The sequence below is a fragment of the Enterococcus durans NBRC 100479 = LMG 10746 genome, assembly GCF_001544215.1.
GTDB lineage: Bacteria > Bacillota > Bacilli > Lactobacillales > Enterococcaceae > Enterococcus_B > Enterococcus_B durans.
Window position 1 is genome coordinate 107,330 of the sequence record NZ_BCQB01000001.1, and the last position, 12,804, is coordinate 120,133.

Consider the following 12,804-nt stretch of genomic DNA (forward strand, 5'->3'; position numbering starts at 1 on the left):
AATATGCCACAAATCTAAAAATCAGGTTTGCTACAGACTCTCGAATAAACGGCGTCCAAAAGCCAGTTTTTTCGGAAATTTCAAAAAAAAAAACGAGCAATACAAAAAACGTATTGTTCGTTTTTATCCACAATTTCTCAAACCAAAACGACTTTTGTCTCGATTTCCTCAATTATAGAGAATCTAAAAAATGGTTTACATATCTTTCGAAGGTATCGTAGTTCAGTGAGACATATTTCTCTCTTGCTTCTTTACGAGAGGAAATTAACCCAGCTTCTCTTAATAGTTTAAAGTGATAAGAGCCTGCTGACTTGCTCATTTTAACAACCTTTCCAATCTCACCACACGTAATTTCACGATCAACCTTTTTTAGATATCTGATAATTTCAATTCTTGTCGGATCAGACAAGGCTTTAAAAAGCTTCACTCGCATTTCATCTGCTTGTTGTTGATTTAGTTCAATAATCATAAAACAATTGTACTAATCATTTCCTTTTTTTTCAAGTCTTACTCATTAGTTATACTCAAATTAGTTTTATCAGCTACCGAAAAGTATCCTCTTTCTACACTCTTTTCTGAATGCTCTGCGATAACAGCAGCATAAAGACAATGCCATTGAAAAGCTTGTAGCACATCAAAATTTCTAATTATCTTAGTCAATTTCTCAGTCAAAAGAAAAATAAAAAAGAAGAAACCCTGTCTAACAAGGTTTCTCCCATTTTTTGAAACTATTCTTCTTCTTCAGCCATGAATGTGTTGAACACTTCTTCGATCATGTCCCATTCAGCATCTGTTTCGATTTGTTCTAGTTCGCCTTCTGTACCATCTTCATTTTCGATGTAGGCATAAGCTTGTAATTCGACATCTTCATCTTCAGATGCTCCTGCTGGATAAAGTAATACGTAGTTGCGTCCAAATTCTTCTTGGCCATCTACTGTTAATAAGATTTCGTATAATGTTTCATTTCCTTGATCATCAACTAATGTGATATGCTCATGTCCTTCGTGATCATGGTCATGTGTATGATTATTTTCTGTCATAAGATTCCCTCTTTTCATTTTATGTTAAAACCATTTTTTCCCTGAACCATCTAAATAATTTTGTAAAATCATTACAGCGGCTAACTTATCAATGACTTTTTTTCTTTTTGCTCGTGACGTGTTCGCTTGCTCAACTAACATTCGTTCAGCTTGAACAGTGGTCAAACGTTCATCTTGATAATCAACTGGCAAGGAAAACAATTCTTTGATTTTTTCTCCATAAGCGATCGAACTTTCCGCTCTTGGTCCAATTGTATTATTCATATTTTTAGGCAAGCCTACGACGAAACGATCGACTTCATATTCTTCCACTAATTCTTTCAGACGGTCAAAGCCAAACTCTTCAGCTGACTCATTGATCCGAATGATTTCTACGCCTTGAGCAGTCCACCCAAAAGGATCACTAACAGCAACTCCGACTGTTTTTGAGCCTACATCTAAGCCCATGACCCTCATAGATTTACTCCATGGTTCGTGAGATAATCTTTAACGATTACTTCCATGATCTCATCGCGCTCGTGACGGCGAATCAAATTACGTGCATCACGATAACGAGGAATGTAGGCCGGGTCTCCAGAAAGTAAGTAGCCCACAATCTGGTTGATTGGATTGTAGCCTTTTTCTTCTAAAGCCCGATAAACGATCGCTAATGTTTCGCTGACTTCTTTTTTACGACTATCATCAAAACCAAAACGTACGGTTTCATCTGTAAAACCCATGATTCTACACCTCTTTCCCAAAGGTAATCCATTTACCTTATACACCTTTATTTTACTCGAAGTAGCTCAAAACTACAAACAAATCTTCAGAAACTTATAGATAATTTGAGAATATATGCTACATTAGCATACCATAACCTTCGTTCAAATCATTTCATTTAAAGTTATTCTAAACTAAGTATACGCTAAATTTAAATAAACATAAGCTTTTTCGATTTTTCTTCAAGATTTTCACACTTTTTTCGAATATATCCGTTCAATACTGCTCTATTTTTTTGTTGCTTGACCAGTTTCATAGTTGATCGTATAACCATCTTGAACATTATAAATAAAGACATTGAATTCGATTTTTTTGTCTTCGATACTTTCTGCTTCCAGTTGTACCCCTCTTGCTACCAATTCATCCCCTTGAAAATGCGGGGTTACCCGATAACGTACATGATGATTAGTTTCTTTGATATAAGCTGCGATATCATTTTCATGTGCCAACATATAAGGTGCATTAAACGAACGTGTCCCAGTCATCAAGTTTTTGATATTATTGTTTTGGCCAGTTAACTGATAGCCAATCAAATGGCTACGATTATATAACCACTGCCCATCGCTTAGTTTTTTTTGTTTCCACCCTGTTGGATCGACATACAAAGCTTCCCGTTTTTCTTTAGGAAACAAATCTTTACCTAACATAGCGTTTGCAGCACCTACACGATTCAGACGGTCGATATTTGAATAGCTTTGCCATGTTCCTTTTGACAAGCTTAGATCTTCTTTGGAAAAATTCGGTTGGTTATTATTGATCTCGATTTCTTGATGTTTTCCATCATATTCTGGAACATCGGCTACCTTAGAGGCTTGAGGCGTTGACTCGAATATTCCAGTGATTTGTTGGACGATATCGGAATCTTTTTGTGTTGATAGACCAAGTGCACCAGCTAAAATTGCCACAACGATCCCCATAATTGCTTTTGATGATTTTTTTCCCATTTCTTTACTCCTTTACTAAAACAACTATTCTAAACTTTAACATATGTTCCCCTTTTTTAAAATAAAGAAATTTATTTAATTGACGGAATTCACCTGTTTTTATCGTTCTTTTCTATTGGTCTTCTTCACAAATAAAATACGCCACTGATCGGCTTTTTGCTTGTTGCTTATTTCTGACGACAAAAAAACGATAATCAATGTCTGATTACCGTTTTATTCATTCAAAAATTCCTATAAGCGGGTGACGGGAATCGAACCCGCGACATCAGCTTGGGAAGCTGGGATTTTACCACTAAACTACACCCGCATCTCACAAATGATAGTATACGCCTAATTTTTTTCAGACTCAAGTTTTTATTTGTTTTTATCTTTTTTCACCTGTTTGTAGTAAAATAAAGGCAATAAATGAACTAATGGAGAAGATGCTATGTCGGAAAAAGAATTGAACTTGTTACTTGATACCTGCTTATTGGCTGGAAAAATCATGATGGAAAGCAATGCTGAAATGTATAGGGTAGAAGATACGATGAGTCGGATTGCTCTTGCATCCGGCAGTTATCGCTTAGTTAGCTATGTGACACAAACCGGACTCTTCATTGGATTTGATCGAACGTCGACGATTCGTATGGAGCAGATCACGAACCGATCGATCAATTTAGAAAAGGTTGTTAAAGTGAACAATTTATCCAGAAAATATGTTGCCGGTCAGCTGACACTAGACGAATTGTACCAAGAATTACAAGAAATCGACAAAGATCGCTCTTTCTTCCCCGTCTGGCTTCAGATTGTCAGCGCAGCGATCATTAGTGGAACGATCATGGTGCTGTTTGGTGGGGAAATGCGTGATTTACCAATTACTGTGATCATTGGCGGAATTGGCTATGCAATTTATTTATACAGTTTGAAATTTTTCCGTATTAAATTCTTATCTGAGTTCCTTTCTTCCTTATTGATTGGTGTAGCCGCTATCCTTAGTACTCGAATTGGTCTTGGAATTAATCAGGATTTAATCATCATTGGTTGTGTCATGCCCCTTGTCCCTGGGGTACAAATCACGAATGCCATACGTGATCTACTTGCTGGACACTATATTTCTGGTGTTTCCAGAGGAACAGAAGCCATGATGACAGCTACGATGATTGGCTTTGCAATCGCCTTTATCTTTCAACTTTTTTATTAGGAAAGGAACATGATGATGTGGAATCTATTTATTCAATTCTTATTTAGCTTTTTAGCTACTGCAGCTTTTGCGATCATCACCAATGTTCCTAGACGAGCATTGATCTACTGTGGTCTATCCGGTGCATTCGGTTGGATGATCTATTGGACTTGTGTTGATTTTGGCGGTAGCCCCGCTTTTGGTTCATTACTGGGTTCCCTTGGCGTGGCTTTCATCAGTAACATTTTCTCTAAACGCTTAAAAATGCCTGTAACTATCTTTAATATCCCCGGCATGGTTCCATTAGTTCCGGGTGGATTAGCCTATCAGGCAGTCAGAAATCTCGTGACAAGTTCCTACCAAGAGGCAGCGAACTATACTGTCCAAGCCATTATGATTGCTGGTGCGATCGCATTAGGACTAGTTCTGTCAGAAGTCTTCAACCATAACATCCGCAATTTCAAAGTCAAGAGAGAATCAATACTGTTAAAAAGAAAAAAACGAACCAAATAATCAACAGTATGGGAAATGAAGTACGCTCTTTCTTCAATATAAAAAGAGGTCGAGACAAATCTAAAATCAGTTTTGCTACAGACTCTCGAATAAACGACTTTTGTCTCGACCTCATTTCCACTCTATCGCCTATTCTATAGTTTTTCCCAAAAATTCTTTTGGTAGTATCGAATAAGCCAAAGCACACTAGGGATGAGGAGAGCAAAAGCAATCCCATTAACGATCCAGAAAGGAAACATGAGTGTAGTAATTCCATAGATAACTAGGATGATCACACTACCAATTATCGTCCCCATCAACATCGCTACCAATCCTAGGTTTCCTGCTCCACGGGTAAAGAGTTGATTGATGTTCGTACAATTTAATAGAAGCAGTCGATAGTCTCGGGCAAAGTAACGCAGTGATAAGATGTAAGTGCCAATTAAGGTACCTAGTAAGAAACTAAGTAAAAAAAGAAGCGGTAAGCGGAAAATCAAGCCAGCTATTATCGCAATTCCTCCTGATAGGCAACTCTGTAATAACCAACCAAAACGAAATTTTTCTTTTAAATAGCGCTTCATGGAGAGTGGCAATGAACGGATGAACAAATAATTTTCTTGGTCTAAAGAAATCAGATTACTGACAAAGGATGTTTGATTGACCGTCAAGGAAGCTAAGACGATTCCAGTGAAAAAAACTACCCCGATCAAACGAATATCAAGTGTACTTAAATTTATCCCATCCCCCACAGCAAAGGCAATAATAAAAATAATCGGCGTTATTAACGAGGATGAAATAACTTGTAAGATCAGGCTTGGCTCTTCAACTAACTGCATATTGTAGTTAAACAATAATTGTCGTAAGGTCTGATCTTTTTTGTGTTTACGCTTCGCTTTTACCTCAGTTGTTGACGCAGTTAGCTGATCAGTTAGTTTTGGTACGATCAATGAGCGAATGGCAAATAACAACACGAGAACTGTTACCAAAATGATACCAAGATTGAGTAGCCCATTTGTAGAAAACGGCTGATTCATCACATGATAAAAAGGTAAAAGAAATACGAGCGGTTGCCGATCAGCCAAGCCTACGCTAATATCAACCGTCTGATGATTCATCCACATGATTCCGACTACTGCAATGACCATCGATCCACCAAGTAGAAGACTAGTCACTGCTTTTTTATGTTTTTTGAACAATGATGTTTGCGCAAGTCCAAAGACGAGTAAACTAGCGATACAAAAAAGCAAGATAAGAAATAGCGCAAATAATAAGAATGCGAAGAAAATCGTCACTAGGAAAAAGTGTTGCGCCCGCCAACTAGTTAATAGGAATAACACAAGTAACGGGAAAACAAAGGGAGCGATAGTCATCGCTACTACTAAGATCTTCGATAGGAATAGTTGACTCTGTCTAAATGGCAAAGGTAGAAATGCTTGAAGATCGGTTCCTTCAAAAAAGATGTTATAGATAACAGAAATACTTTGTGACAATCCCAATAAGCTAAACAGTGCCACATAGTAAGTAAAAAAACCTGGCATGCGATTAAAATCAACGGCAAACATGGTAACACTATAAATCAATAAAAATGCTAAGCCAGAAAGCACAAACTGTAACATCAAATAACGTGAAAGACTTTTTCCTTTCTTTCCTTTTTCTCGAGCCTTATTAGTCATTTGCGGATTTACGTATAAAAGATTGACACGGATCAATTCGATCAGTTGTTGTTTATTCATACGTCTCACCTGCGGATTGTCTCCCCGCCATTTTCAAATAGATCGTCTCTAATGTATCCGCTGGCGATTCATTCAATAAATCTTGCACTTTTCCATGATAGATCAGCTCTCCTTTTTTCAAGATAGCAATCTTATCACACAATTGTTGCGCAGTATCTAGTACATGAGTTGAAAAAATCACGGTCTTTCCTTTTGCCGCATGCGCTTTCATCATTTCTTTCAGATCATAAGCCGCCTGGGGATCAAGTCCTTGCAGTGGTTCATCCAACACCCAGATATCTGGATCAGGCAATAAGGTTCCGATCAGGATCGTTTTTTGCCTCATTCCATGAGAAAAACTTGCGATCGTCTCTTCCTGATTTCTCCCCAGATCAAAAAGTGTAGTCAACTCAGCTAAACGTTTTTCTTTTTGTGCCGGTTCTATTTCATAAGCTGCAGCAATCAGATCCCAATACTCTCCAGCCGTCAATTGCAAAAATATGTCTGGCGAATCCGGTACATAGCCGATCTTCTTTTTTATTTCTAAACGATTTGTCGACAAATCTTTGCCATCGACCACTATTGAACCAGAAGAAGGTTCGATAATACTTACTAGACTTTTGATCGTAGTTGATTTTCCTGCACCATTATGACCTAAAAATCCAAATATTTCCCCTTGCTCAATCGTTAACGTTAACTCTTTCAAAGCTACTTTTTTCCCATAGTTCTTCGTCAAATTCCAAAATTCAATCATCTTACACCTCTTTTTTCATTTGTGATTTTTTTCTATTGTACGCTTTCATTTTGAATACGTAAATATGTAAAATACAGAGAAGGATGAAATACAACAAAAAAACATGCTGATTTTATCCCACTTATCGAAAGTGAAATCATGATCAACATGTCGCGCGTATAACAATCAGATAGTTCTAGTGAACAGGCACTCATCATCTGTATTCGGTCGATTACTGATATTGCCTCCAGTGACTGCTTTGATCAGTTCCCCCAATATGGGTTATGAAATCCGAACATATAATAAAGGAAAAGATACATATAAAAACAACTGCCTATGACTAGTAAAATACGGGCAAATAGCTTGTTTAGTTTAGGAAGGCAAGTACCTAACCCAAAGAAATACAATCCTAAAATATAAGTATAACTAATATTTTCTAGTGTCTCTTCGGTCGATCGATTGACATAGTAACTTAGAAAGATCAAGAAAAGCGTAAAGAGCAAGATAAATGAAAAAGTTTTCGAAAATTTGATTTTCTTCATGGATAATTTCCTCTTTCATTATTTTTCAGACATACGTTGATGCTCTATCGGAAATACGGAAAAATTCAAATCACAAACAGTCAAATCACAAACAGTTGTTCAAAGTGACCTTTTCTAGCGCTTCTTTCCCCCAATGATAGAAAAATTTTTTATTGATTTTGTCTATACGGTACGATACTAACATATATGTAATCGATATCAATCAGTAAAAAGTGCAACTCTCACTTTTACTTAGATCAGCGAAAAAATGATCCATACAAAAAAACTTGTGACGAAAAGAACTTGGGACAAATCTAAAAATCAGGGTTGCTACAGACACTCGAATAAACGGCATCCAAAAGTCAGTTTTTTGGAAATGTCAAAAAAAAAAGAACATGGGACAAAAGTAAGAAACACTTTTATCACATTCTTTAAAAACAGATAAACGGTGGGAGCAGAAGCAACTCCTTCTTAAATAAGCCGAAATTCACAAAAATTTGAAAAGCAATTTTCGTTAGTCTCTTCTTATTTCTCGGAGTTAAACACTTCTGCCCCAGCCTCGTTTTTCTCTCCAATTTCTCAAACCAAAACGACTTTTGTCTCGACCTCTTTTCGTCACAAAGTCTTCTTTACACTTTCATTAAAATGATCGGTAGACATATTGATTTTTTGGTGCAGCGACCTTGGTTGCTTTGCTTACTTCAACCGAAGGGATTTCTCGCTTGAAAGGTTCATAATAATCGGATTGGATCGTTCCTTCGACTTTGTACCACTCATCGTTTTTGATTGATGTCCCATCGGGCATGTGTGTGAGTAGTCCAAAAACTCCTGAATCGGCGACACAGTGAATGATGCCGAAACGAAATAAAAAGCTGTCTTCCTGTTCCCCGTTTGGCGTTTGATACACAAAGCCTTCATAGGATATTTTTTTACCAATGAATTCGCTTGGATAATTATAAATCAATTCCATGATTTCTAAGTAATTCTCATCAGTGATGGTGATTTTTTCTTTGTCACCATATTTTGCTTTCAACTGATTCATCTGATCCAAGTAATCTGATTTATTGAAATAAATGCTGGTATCTGGCTTCAAATATTGTGTCTGCATTTCTGGATCGCCAACTGATTCTTTGCTTACTGGAAAATTGAACCCTTTTGCTTCAACAATCGTCGTATCCAAACTAACTGTTGGAAAAAGCGTGCCGACAATGATAGGCAAAGCCAGTAAAACATAAGCAATCCCACGTTGCCAAGAAGTCGATAGACCATGGTCATGTTCTTCATGATGATGCTCGTCATGGTGATGCTCGTCATGGTGATGCTCGTCATGATCCCTTTTGGCTGAATCACTTTTGACCCAAACGTATAATTGGACAAGCGCAAGTAATGCAGACAAAATCATCGAAAGGATCGCTAAGTAACGATAATGTACATTGATGTACTGATCTAACTTACCTGATACTTGCAGGTACATCATCAATTCAAAATAACCGGATAGTATCAAAAATCGTAACATGTTTTCCCTCCTAGATGAATAATGTAAAGCCAATCACACTGATGGCGATCAAAGCAATCAGCGAGACAATGAAACGACCATTGAAGTAACGTTTCATCATCAACAGGTTTTTGATGTCAACCATTGGACCAAATACTAAAAATGCCACAACTGGTGCGGTCCCAAATAGGCTTAGTAAGGATGAACCAATGAAGGCATCTGCTTCTGAACAGAGGGACATTGTAAAAGCAAGTATCAGCATAATGACGATCGCCAAGATTTTTGTCGATCCAAGGGTCAACATCACTCGCGTTGGTAAATAGGTTTGCATTCCAGCAGCGATCAGCCCACCGATAATCAAATACCGGCCTGTGTCAAAAAACTCATCGATGCTATGAGTCAAAACGTGTCCTGTTTGCTGTCCGAATCGTTTCACTTTATTTGTCTTTATTCCAGCGATTTCATGATGATGGTGCGTGGATGTTTCAATTTTTTGGCTTATCTTCTCTTTTAATACAGATTCCTTTTGAAAATAGGCTAACCAAATACCTATGATGAGTGCTACAACAAAACTACCAAGCATCCGCCAACCTGCCATTACCCATGAGTTACCGAAAGCGATAAAAGTAGAAAAAATCACGATCGGATTGATGATCGGCGCAGTAAGCATAAATGCGAAAGCAGTATGTACAGGAACGCCTTTTTTTACAAATTGATGAACGATGGGAACGATACCACACTCACAGGAAGGAAAGAAAAATCCTAAGATCGAGCCAGTTAAAATCGATAAAAACCGATTTTTAGGTAGCCAGCGCTTCACTCTTTCTGGTGTTAAAAAAACTTGGAGGGCCCCAGAGATGAGACAACCCAATAATACAAATGGTAGTGCTTCGATCACGATCGATAAAAAGATCGTGCTCATCTGCAAAACCGAATTTGGTAAAAAAGAAAACATGATTTCTCCCCTTACTTTAAGCTACATTTGCCAAAATAATATACGCTTTCCACTAAAAAAAAACAAGAGAAGTTGTTATAATTTACACAACTCTTATTTTTTTGTTTTTATCTAAAAAGCAATTCAATTGACATATTCCGTAATTCTGTTTAAATAAGAACAGTATTTTCTTCGTAGCTTTCTTATTACTGGTTAATTTAATAACTTGCTGATTGCTACCAGAAAGGAATGATCCTATGAAAAAAACAACTGATCTATCTGAAGTCCAAGCCGCACTCACTCAAGCAGAAACTGTCGCTGTTTACTTATCGATGCCAAATTGCAGTGTTTGTCAGGCTGTAAAGCCTCGCTTTGAAGAATTATTGTCCCACTACGCATTTCCAAGTTTTCACTTGGATGCTGTAGAAACACCAGAAGTGGCTAGTACGTTCCAAGTATTGACTGCTCCAGTTATTTTGATTTTTCATGAGCAAAAGGAGATCGAACGTCAAGCGCGCTTCATAGATTTTCATCGTTTGACACGCCTGTTTGAACAATTGGATACGGCGAGTCAACTGAGTTATGAGGACTTATTTAAGTAAATGTCATAAAAAGAGCGTTCCAGAGTTAGCTGCAACTCTTGGAACGCTCTTTTTAGGCTCTATACTTTTTGAGGCTGGGACAGAAGTGTTTAACTCCGAGAAATAAGAAGAAATTAAGGAAAATTGCTTTTCAAATTTTTGTTAATTTCGGCTTATTTCCGAAGGAGTTGCTTCTGCTCCCACCGTTTATTTGTTTTTAAAGTATGAGACAAAAGTGTTTCTTACTTTTGTCCCACGCTCATCTGGCAATGAGCCATCATTTATTGAAGAGATCATTACGATTTCCAGTTTATTCCTCGTCTAATTCATGAAATTGGCGATAGACTTCTTGCTTTTTTAATCCGTTTTGTACGGCTACGGCTTTGATTGCTTCATTGGTTTTTTTGCCTTCTGCAATCAATTGTTCCACTTGCTCTTTTAATGAACCGACAATCTTGATTGTTTCTTCCTGAATCCCTGTACTTCCTTCTACGAGAAGACAACATTCCCCTTTGATTGGTTGGTCCTCAATATACGAAAGTAATTCTTCGATGGTTCCCCGCAAGTACTCTTCATGGATTTTCGTCAGTTCTCGACATAATACGACCTGACGATTTCCTAAAACAGTTAACATATTTTTTAAAGTCCCACTGATTCGATAAGGGGATTCATAAAAAATCAGTGTTGCCGTATGATTCTTTAATTTTTCTAATGTATTTTCTTGCTCTTTCTTCTTTCTTCCTAAAAATCCATAAAATAGGAATGGTTGTGGCAGTAGGCCAGAAGCAATCAGCGCTGTCATGCCGGCCGTTGCGCCTGGTAAGGAAACAACAGGAATACCTTCTTCGATACAAGCAACTACCAATTCGTGCCCTGGATCGCTGATCGAAGGCATGCCAGCATCACTGACTTGAGCAATCGACTGACCGTTTTTCAATACTTCCAGAAATTGAGGAATACGCTCTTTATAGTTGTGTTCATGCAAACTTTTTTGAGGCGTATGGATTTCAAAATGATTCAATAATTTTTGCGTATTTCGTGTATCTTCACTTGCAATCAATGCAACTTCTTGCAACATCCGAACACTTCGATAAGTCATATCTTCCAAATTTCCTATTGGCGTAGGTACTAAGTAAAGTGTTCCTGTTGTGTGATTTCCTTTAAAACTTTTTTGGTTGAACATTTTTTTATCTCCTATAAAAAAACTGGAGCAGGATTTTCTACTCCAGTCTATTATTTACTTTGATCAGCGTCCGCTCTCACGGTAGATGACTTCTAAACAAAAGGCACAAGGTTCATCATTTTCTCTTCTTGAACCATAAAGATCATAACAGACATGGAAGCCTTCTTCATAAATCTTTTCTAAATTCATACGTGATTTTGAAAGTTCTTGTTTCACATTTTCTGCTGGTGCTTGTGCTGCTTGGTTCAATTCGCGCAAATGTTCTCTTAAACGCTGATTTTCCATCTCTAGCGTTGTATTTTTTTCAACGATTTCATGTAAGGCTTGTTTCATCTCGACCAATTCAGTCAAAGTATTTCTAAGCTCTGATTCTAATTGATTCAAGCCGTCATATAATGATCGTTTATCCATTCATCTCACCTACTTTGATGAAACTTTTTAATTCGTCCCATTCATATTCAACAGGATTTTCCCTTCCAACTAATCGTATGCTTACAAGACGATTAAGAAGGTTCAATCCAACGACTTTCCCTTTACCATCAGGCGTATCTACTACGTTTCCAAAGTCAGGGAGTTCTTTTTTTGTTCGTTCATATTCTTCGCTCTCATACTGCAGACAACACATCAAACGTCCGCATAATCCAGAGATTTTTGTTGGGTTCAATGACAACCCCTGATCTTTTGCCATCTTGATCGAAACAGGAACAAAATCTCCTAAAAATGAGGCACAGCACAACGGACGACCACAGGGACCAATCCCACCGATCAATTTCGATTCATCTCGCACACCGATTTGCTGAAGTTCGATTCGCGTGCGAAATACTCCAGCTAGATCTTTGACTAACTCACGAAAATCAATACGTCCGTCTGCTGTAAATGAAAAAATCAGTTTGCTGCGATCCAATGTATATTCTACACGTACGATCTTCATCGCAAGTTGATGTTTTTCTATTTTATCTTTGGCGATTTTGAACGCACGTTTCGCATCTTCTCTATTTTTGTTATCTTTCTTCAGCTCGTTTTCTGTTGCTTTATGCAAAATGGGACTAACTTTATCTGGCAAGTCCTCTGGATCCATTTCTATTTTGGGAACGGCAACAGTTGCGATATGTAAGGTTTTCTGAGATTCAACCAAAACCTTTTCTTGATAATAATACGTTGAATCACCAGGTGAAAAATAATAGATATGACCTGCATCTCTATAACGGACACCTACTACTTCGACCATTTCCTTCCCCCTTGATCCTTCTT

The 12,804-nt window shown here is 37.6% G+C and carries 16 protein-coding genes and 1 tRNA gene; 3 read left to right on the forward strand and 14 right to left on the reverse strand.

Annotation, left to right across the window (positions count from 1 at the left end):
* Positions 1-172 precede the first annotated feature (172 nt).
* The 6 genes from ED2_RS00530 to ED2_RS00555 form a co-directional block, all read right to left on the reverse strand.
* A complete protein-coding gene (locus tag ED2_RS00530) occupies positions 173-469 on the reverse strand; it encodes an ArsR/SmtB family transcription factor (protein WP_005878309.1) in 297 nt (98 codons plus the stop codon).
* Positions 470-728: 259 nt separating this feature from the next.
* Positions 729-1,040 carry a DUF1292 domain-containing protein gene (locus ED2_RS00535; protein WP_005878307.1) on the reverse strand — a complete coding sequence of 104 codons (312 nt, stop codon included), beginning with the start codon at positions 1,038-1,040 and terminating at the stop codon, positions 729-731.
* Positions 1,041-1,064: 24 nt separating this feature from the next.
* Complete coding sequence (gene ruvX / locus ED2_RS00540) at positions 1,065-1,496, reverse strand: Holliday junction resolvase RuvX (RefSeq protein ID WP_005878306.1); 432 nt, start codon at positions 1,494-1,496, stop codon at positions 1,065-1,067.
* A complete protein-coding gene (locus tag ED2_RS00545; RefSeq protein WP_005878304.1) occupies positions 1,493-1,759 on the reverse strand; it encodes an IreB family regulatory phosphoprotein in 267 nt (88 codons plus the stop codon). Before ED2_RS00545 ends, ruvX begins: the two co-directional genes overlap by 4 nt.
* A gap of 267 nt (positions 1,760-2,026) precedes the next feature.
* Entirely contained in the window at positions 2,027-2,743 is a 717-nt protein-coding gene (locus ED2_RS00550; protein ID WP_016177356.1) for a DNA/RNA non-specific endonuclease, read from the reverse strand.
* Positions 2,744-2,979: 236 nt separating this feature from the next.
* Positions 2,980-3,050: transfer RNA gene (locus ED2_RS00555), tRNA-Gly, on the reverse strand.
* A gap of 120 nt (positions 3,051-3,170) precedes the next feature.
* Between ED2_RS00555 and ED2_RS00560 the strand changes: the two genes are divergently transcribed.
* Entirely contained in the window at positions 3,171-3,923 is a 753-nt protein-coding gene (locus ED2_RS00560) for a threonine/serine exporter family protein (RefSeq protein ID WP_005878300.1), read from the forward strand.
* Positions 3,924-3,938: 15 nt separating this feature from the next.
* Positions 3,939-4,415 carry a threonine/serine exporter family protein gene (locus ED2_RS00565; protein WP_016177355.1) on the forward strand — a complete coding sequence of 159 codons (477 nt, stop codon included), beginning with the start codon at positions 3,939-3,941 and terminating at the stop codon, positions 4,413-4,415.
* Between the two features lie 134 nt (positions 4,416-4,549).
* Here the strand turns inward: ED2_RS00565 and ED2_RS00570 are convergent, their stop codons facing one another.
* From ED2_RS00570 to ED2_RS00590, 5 genes are all read right to left on the reverse strand, one after another.
* Entirely contained in the window at positions 4,550-6,127 is a 1,578-nt protein-coding gene (locus ED2_RS00570) for a hypothetical protein (protein ID WP_016177354.1), read from the reverse strand.
* Positions 6,120-6,860: an ABC transporter ATP-binding protein gene (locus ED2_RS00575; RefSeq protein WP_005878294.1), complete on the reverse strand. Its 741-nt coding sequence runs from the start codon at positions 6,858-6,860 to the stop codon at positions 6,120-6,122. Before ED2_RS00575 ends, ED2_RS00570 begins: the two co-directional genes overlap by 8 nt.
* Positions 6,861-7,102: 242 nt before the next feature.
* A complete protein-coding gene (locus ED2_RS00580; RefSeq protein WP_005878293.1) occupies positions 7,103-7,381 on the reverse strand; it encodes a hypothetical protein in 279 nt (92 codons plus the stop codon).
* A gap of 619 nt (positions 7,382-8,000) precedes the next feature.
* Positions 8,001-8,876, reverse strand: coding sequence for a TIGR03943 family putative permease subunit (locus ED2_RS00585; protein WP_016177353.1), 876 nt, complete (start codon positions 8,874-8,876; stop codon positions 8,001-8,003).
* A 10-nt stretch (positions 8,877-8,886) separates the two neighbouring features.
* Entirely contained in the window at positions 8,887-9,810 is a 924-nt protein-coding gene (locus ED2_RS00590) for a permease (protein ID WP_005878290.1), read from the reverse strand.
* Positions 9,811-10,046: 236 nt separating this feature from the next.
* On the opposite strand from ED2_RS00590, the gene ED2_RS00595 reads away from it, so the two are divergent.
* On the forward strand, positions 10,047-10,391 hold the full coding sequence (locus ED2_RS00595) for a thioredoxin family protein (RefSeq protein WP_016177352.1): 345 nt from the start codon (positions 10,047-10,049) through the stop codon (positions 10,389-10,391).
* Positions 10,392-10,680: 289 nt separating this feature from the next.
* Here the strand turns inward: ED2_RS00595 and rsmI are convergent, their stop codons facing one another.
* From rsmI to ED2_RS00610, 3 genes are all read right to left on the reverse strand, one after another.
* Complete coding sequence (rsmI, locus tag ED2_RS00600; RefSeq protein ID WP_005878286.1) at positions 10,681-11,553, reverse strand: 16S rRNA (cytidine(1402)-2'-O)-methyltransferase; 873 nt, start codon at positions 11,551-11,553, stop codon at positions 10,681-10,683.
* A gap of 63 nt (positions 11,554-11,616) precedes the next feature.
* Positions 11,617-11,964 carry a DNA replication initiation control protein YabA gene (locus tag ED2_RS00605; RefSeq protein ID WP_005878284.1) on the reverse strand — a complete coding sequence of 116 codons (348 nt, stop codon included), beginning with the start codon at positions 11,962-11,964 and terminating at the stop codon, positions 11,617-11,619.
* Positions 11,957-12,781 carry a PSP1 domain-containing protein gene (locus tag ED2_RS00610; RefSeq protein ID WP_005878282.1) on the reverse strand — a complete coding sequence of 275 codons (825 nt, stop codon included), beginning with the start codon at positions 12,779-12,781 and terminating at the stop codon, positions 11,957-11,959. Before ED2_RS00610 ends, ED2_RS00605 begins: the two co-directional genes overlap by 8 nt.
* Positions 12,782-12,804 lie beyond the last annotated feature (23 nt).

Bases quoted from the DNA above. Each gene is read 5' to 3' on its own strand.
- ruvX (WP_005878306.1), bottom strand. From the start codon at position 1,496: ATGAGGGTCATGGGCTTAGATGTAGGCTCAAAAACAGTCGGAGTTGCT.
- ED2_RS00565 (WP_016177355.1), top strand. From the start codon at position 3,939: ATGTGGAATCTATTTATTCAATTCTTATTTAGCTTTTTAGCTACTGCA.
- ED2_RS00570 (WP_016177354.1), bottom strand. From the start codon at position 6,127: ATGAATAAACAACAACTGATCGAATTGATCCGTGTCAATCTTTTATAC.
- ED2_RS00605 (WP_005878284.1), bottom strand. From the start codon at position 11,964: ATGGATAAACGATCATTATATGACGGCTTGAATCAATTAGAATCAGAG.
- ED2_RS00535 (WP_005878307.1), bottom strand. From the start codon at position 1,040: ATGACAGAAAATAATCATACACATGACCATGATCACGAAGGACATGAG.
- ED2_RS00550 (WP_016177356.1), bottom strand. From the start codon at position 2,743: ATGGGAAAAAAATCATCAAAAGCAATTATGGGGATCGTTGTGGCAATT.
- ED2_RS00595 (WP_016177352.1), top strand. From the start codon at position 10,047: ATGAAAAAAACAACTGATCTATCTGAAGTCCAAGCCGCACTCACTCAA.
- ED2_RS00530 (WP_005878309.1), bottom strand. From the start codon at position 469: ATGATTATTGAACTAAATCAACAACAAGCAGATGAAATGCGAGTGAAG.
- ED2_RS00610 (WP_005878282.1), bottom strand. From the start codon at position 12,781: ATGGTCGAAGTAGTAGGTGTCCGTTATAGAGATGCAGGTCATATCTAT.
- ED2_RS00585 (WP_016177353.1), bottom strand. From the start codon at position 8,876: ATGTTACGATTTTTGATACTATCCGGTTATTTTGAATTGATGATGTAC.
- ED2_RS00590 (WP_005878290.1), bottom strand. From the start codon at position 9,810: ATGTTTTCTTTTTTACCAAATTCGGTTTTGCAGATGAGCACGATCTTT.
- rsmI (WP_005878286.1), bottom strand. From the start codon at position 11,553: ATGTTCAACCAAAAAAGTTTTAAAGGAAATCACACAACAGGAACACTT.
- ED2_RS00560 (WP_005878300.1), top strand. From the start codon at position 3,171: ATGTCGGAAAAAGAATTGAACTTGTTACTTGATACCTGCTTATTGGCT.
- ED2_RS00545 (WP_005878304.1), bottom strand. From the start codon at position 1,759: ATGGGTTTTACAGATGAAACCGTACGTTTTGGTTTTGATGATAGTCGT.
- ED2_RS00575 (WP_005878294.1), bottom strand. From the start codon at position 6,860: ATGATTGAATTTTGGAATTTGACGAAGAACTATGGGAAAAAAGTAGCT.
- ED2_RS00580 (WP_005878293.1), bottom strand. From the start codon at position 7,381: ATGAAGAAAATCAAATTTTCGAAAACTTTTTCATTTATCTTGCTCTTT.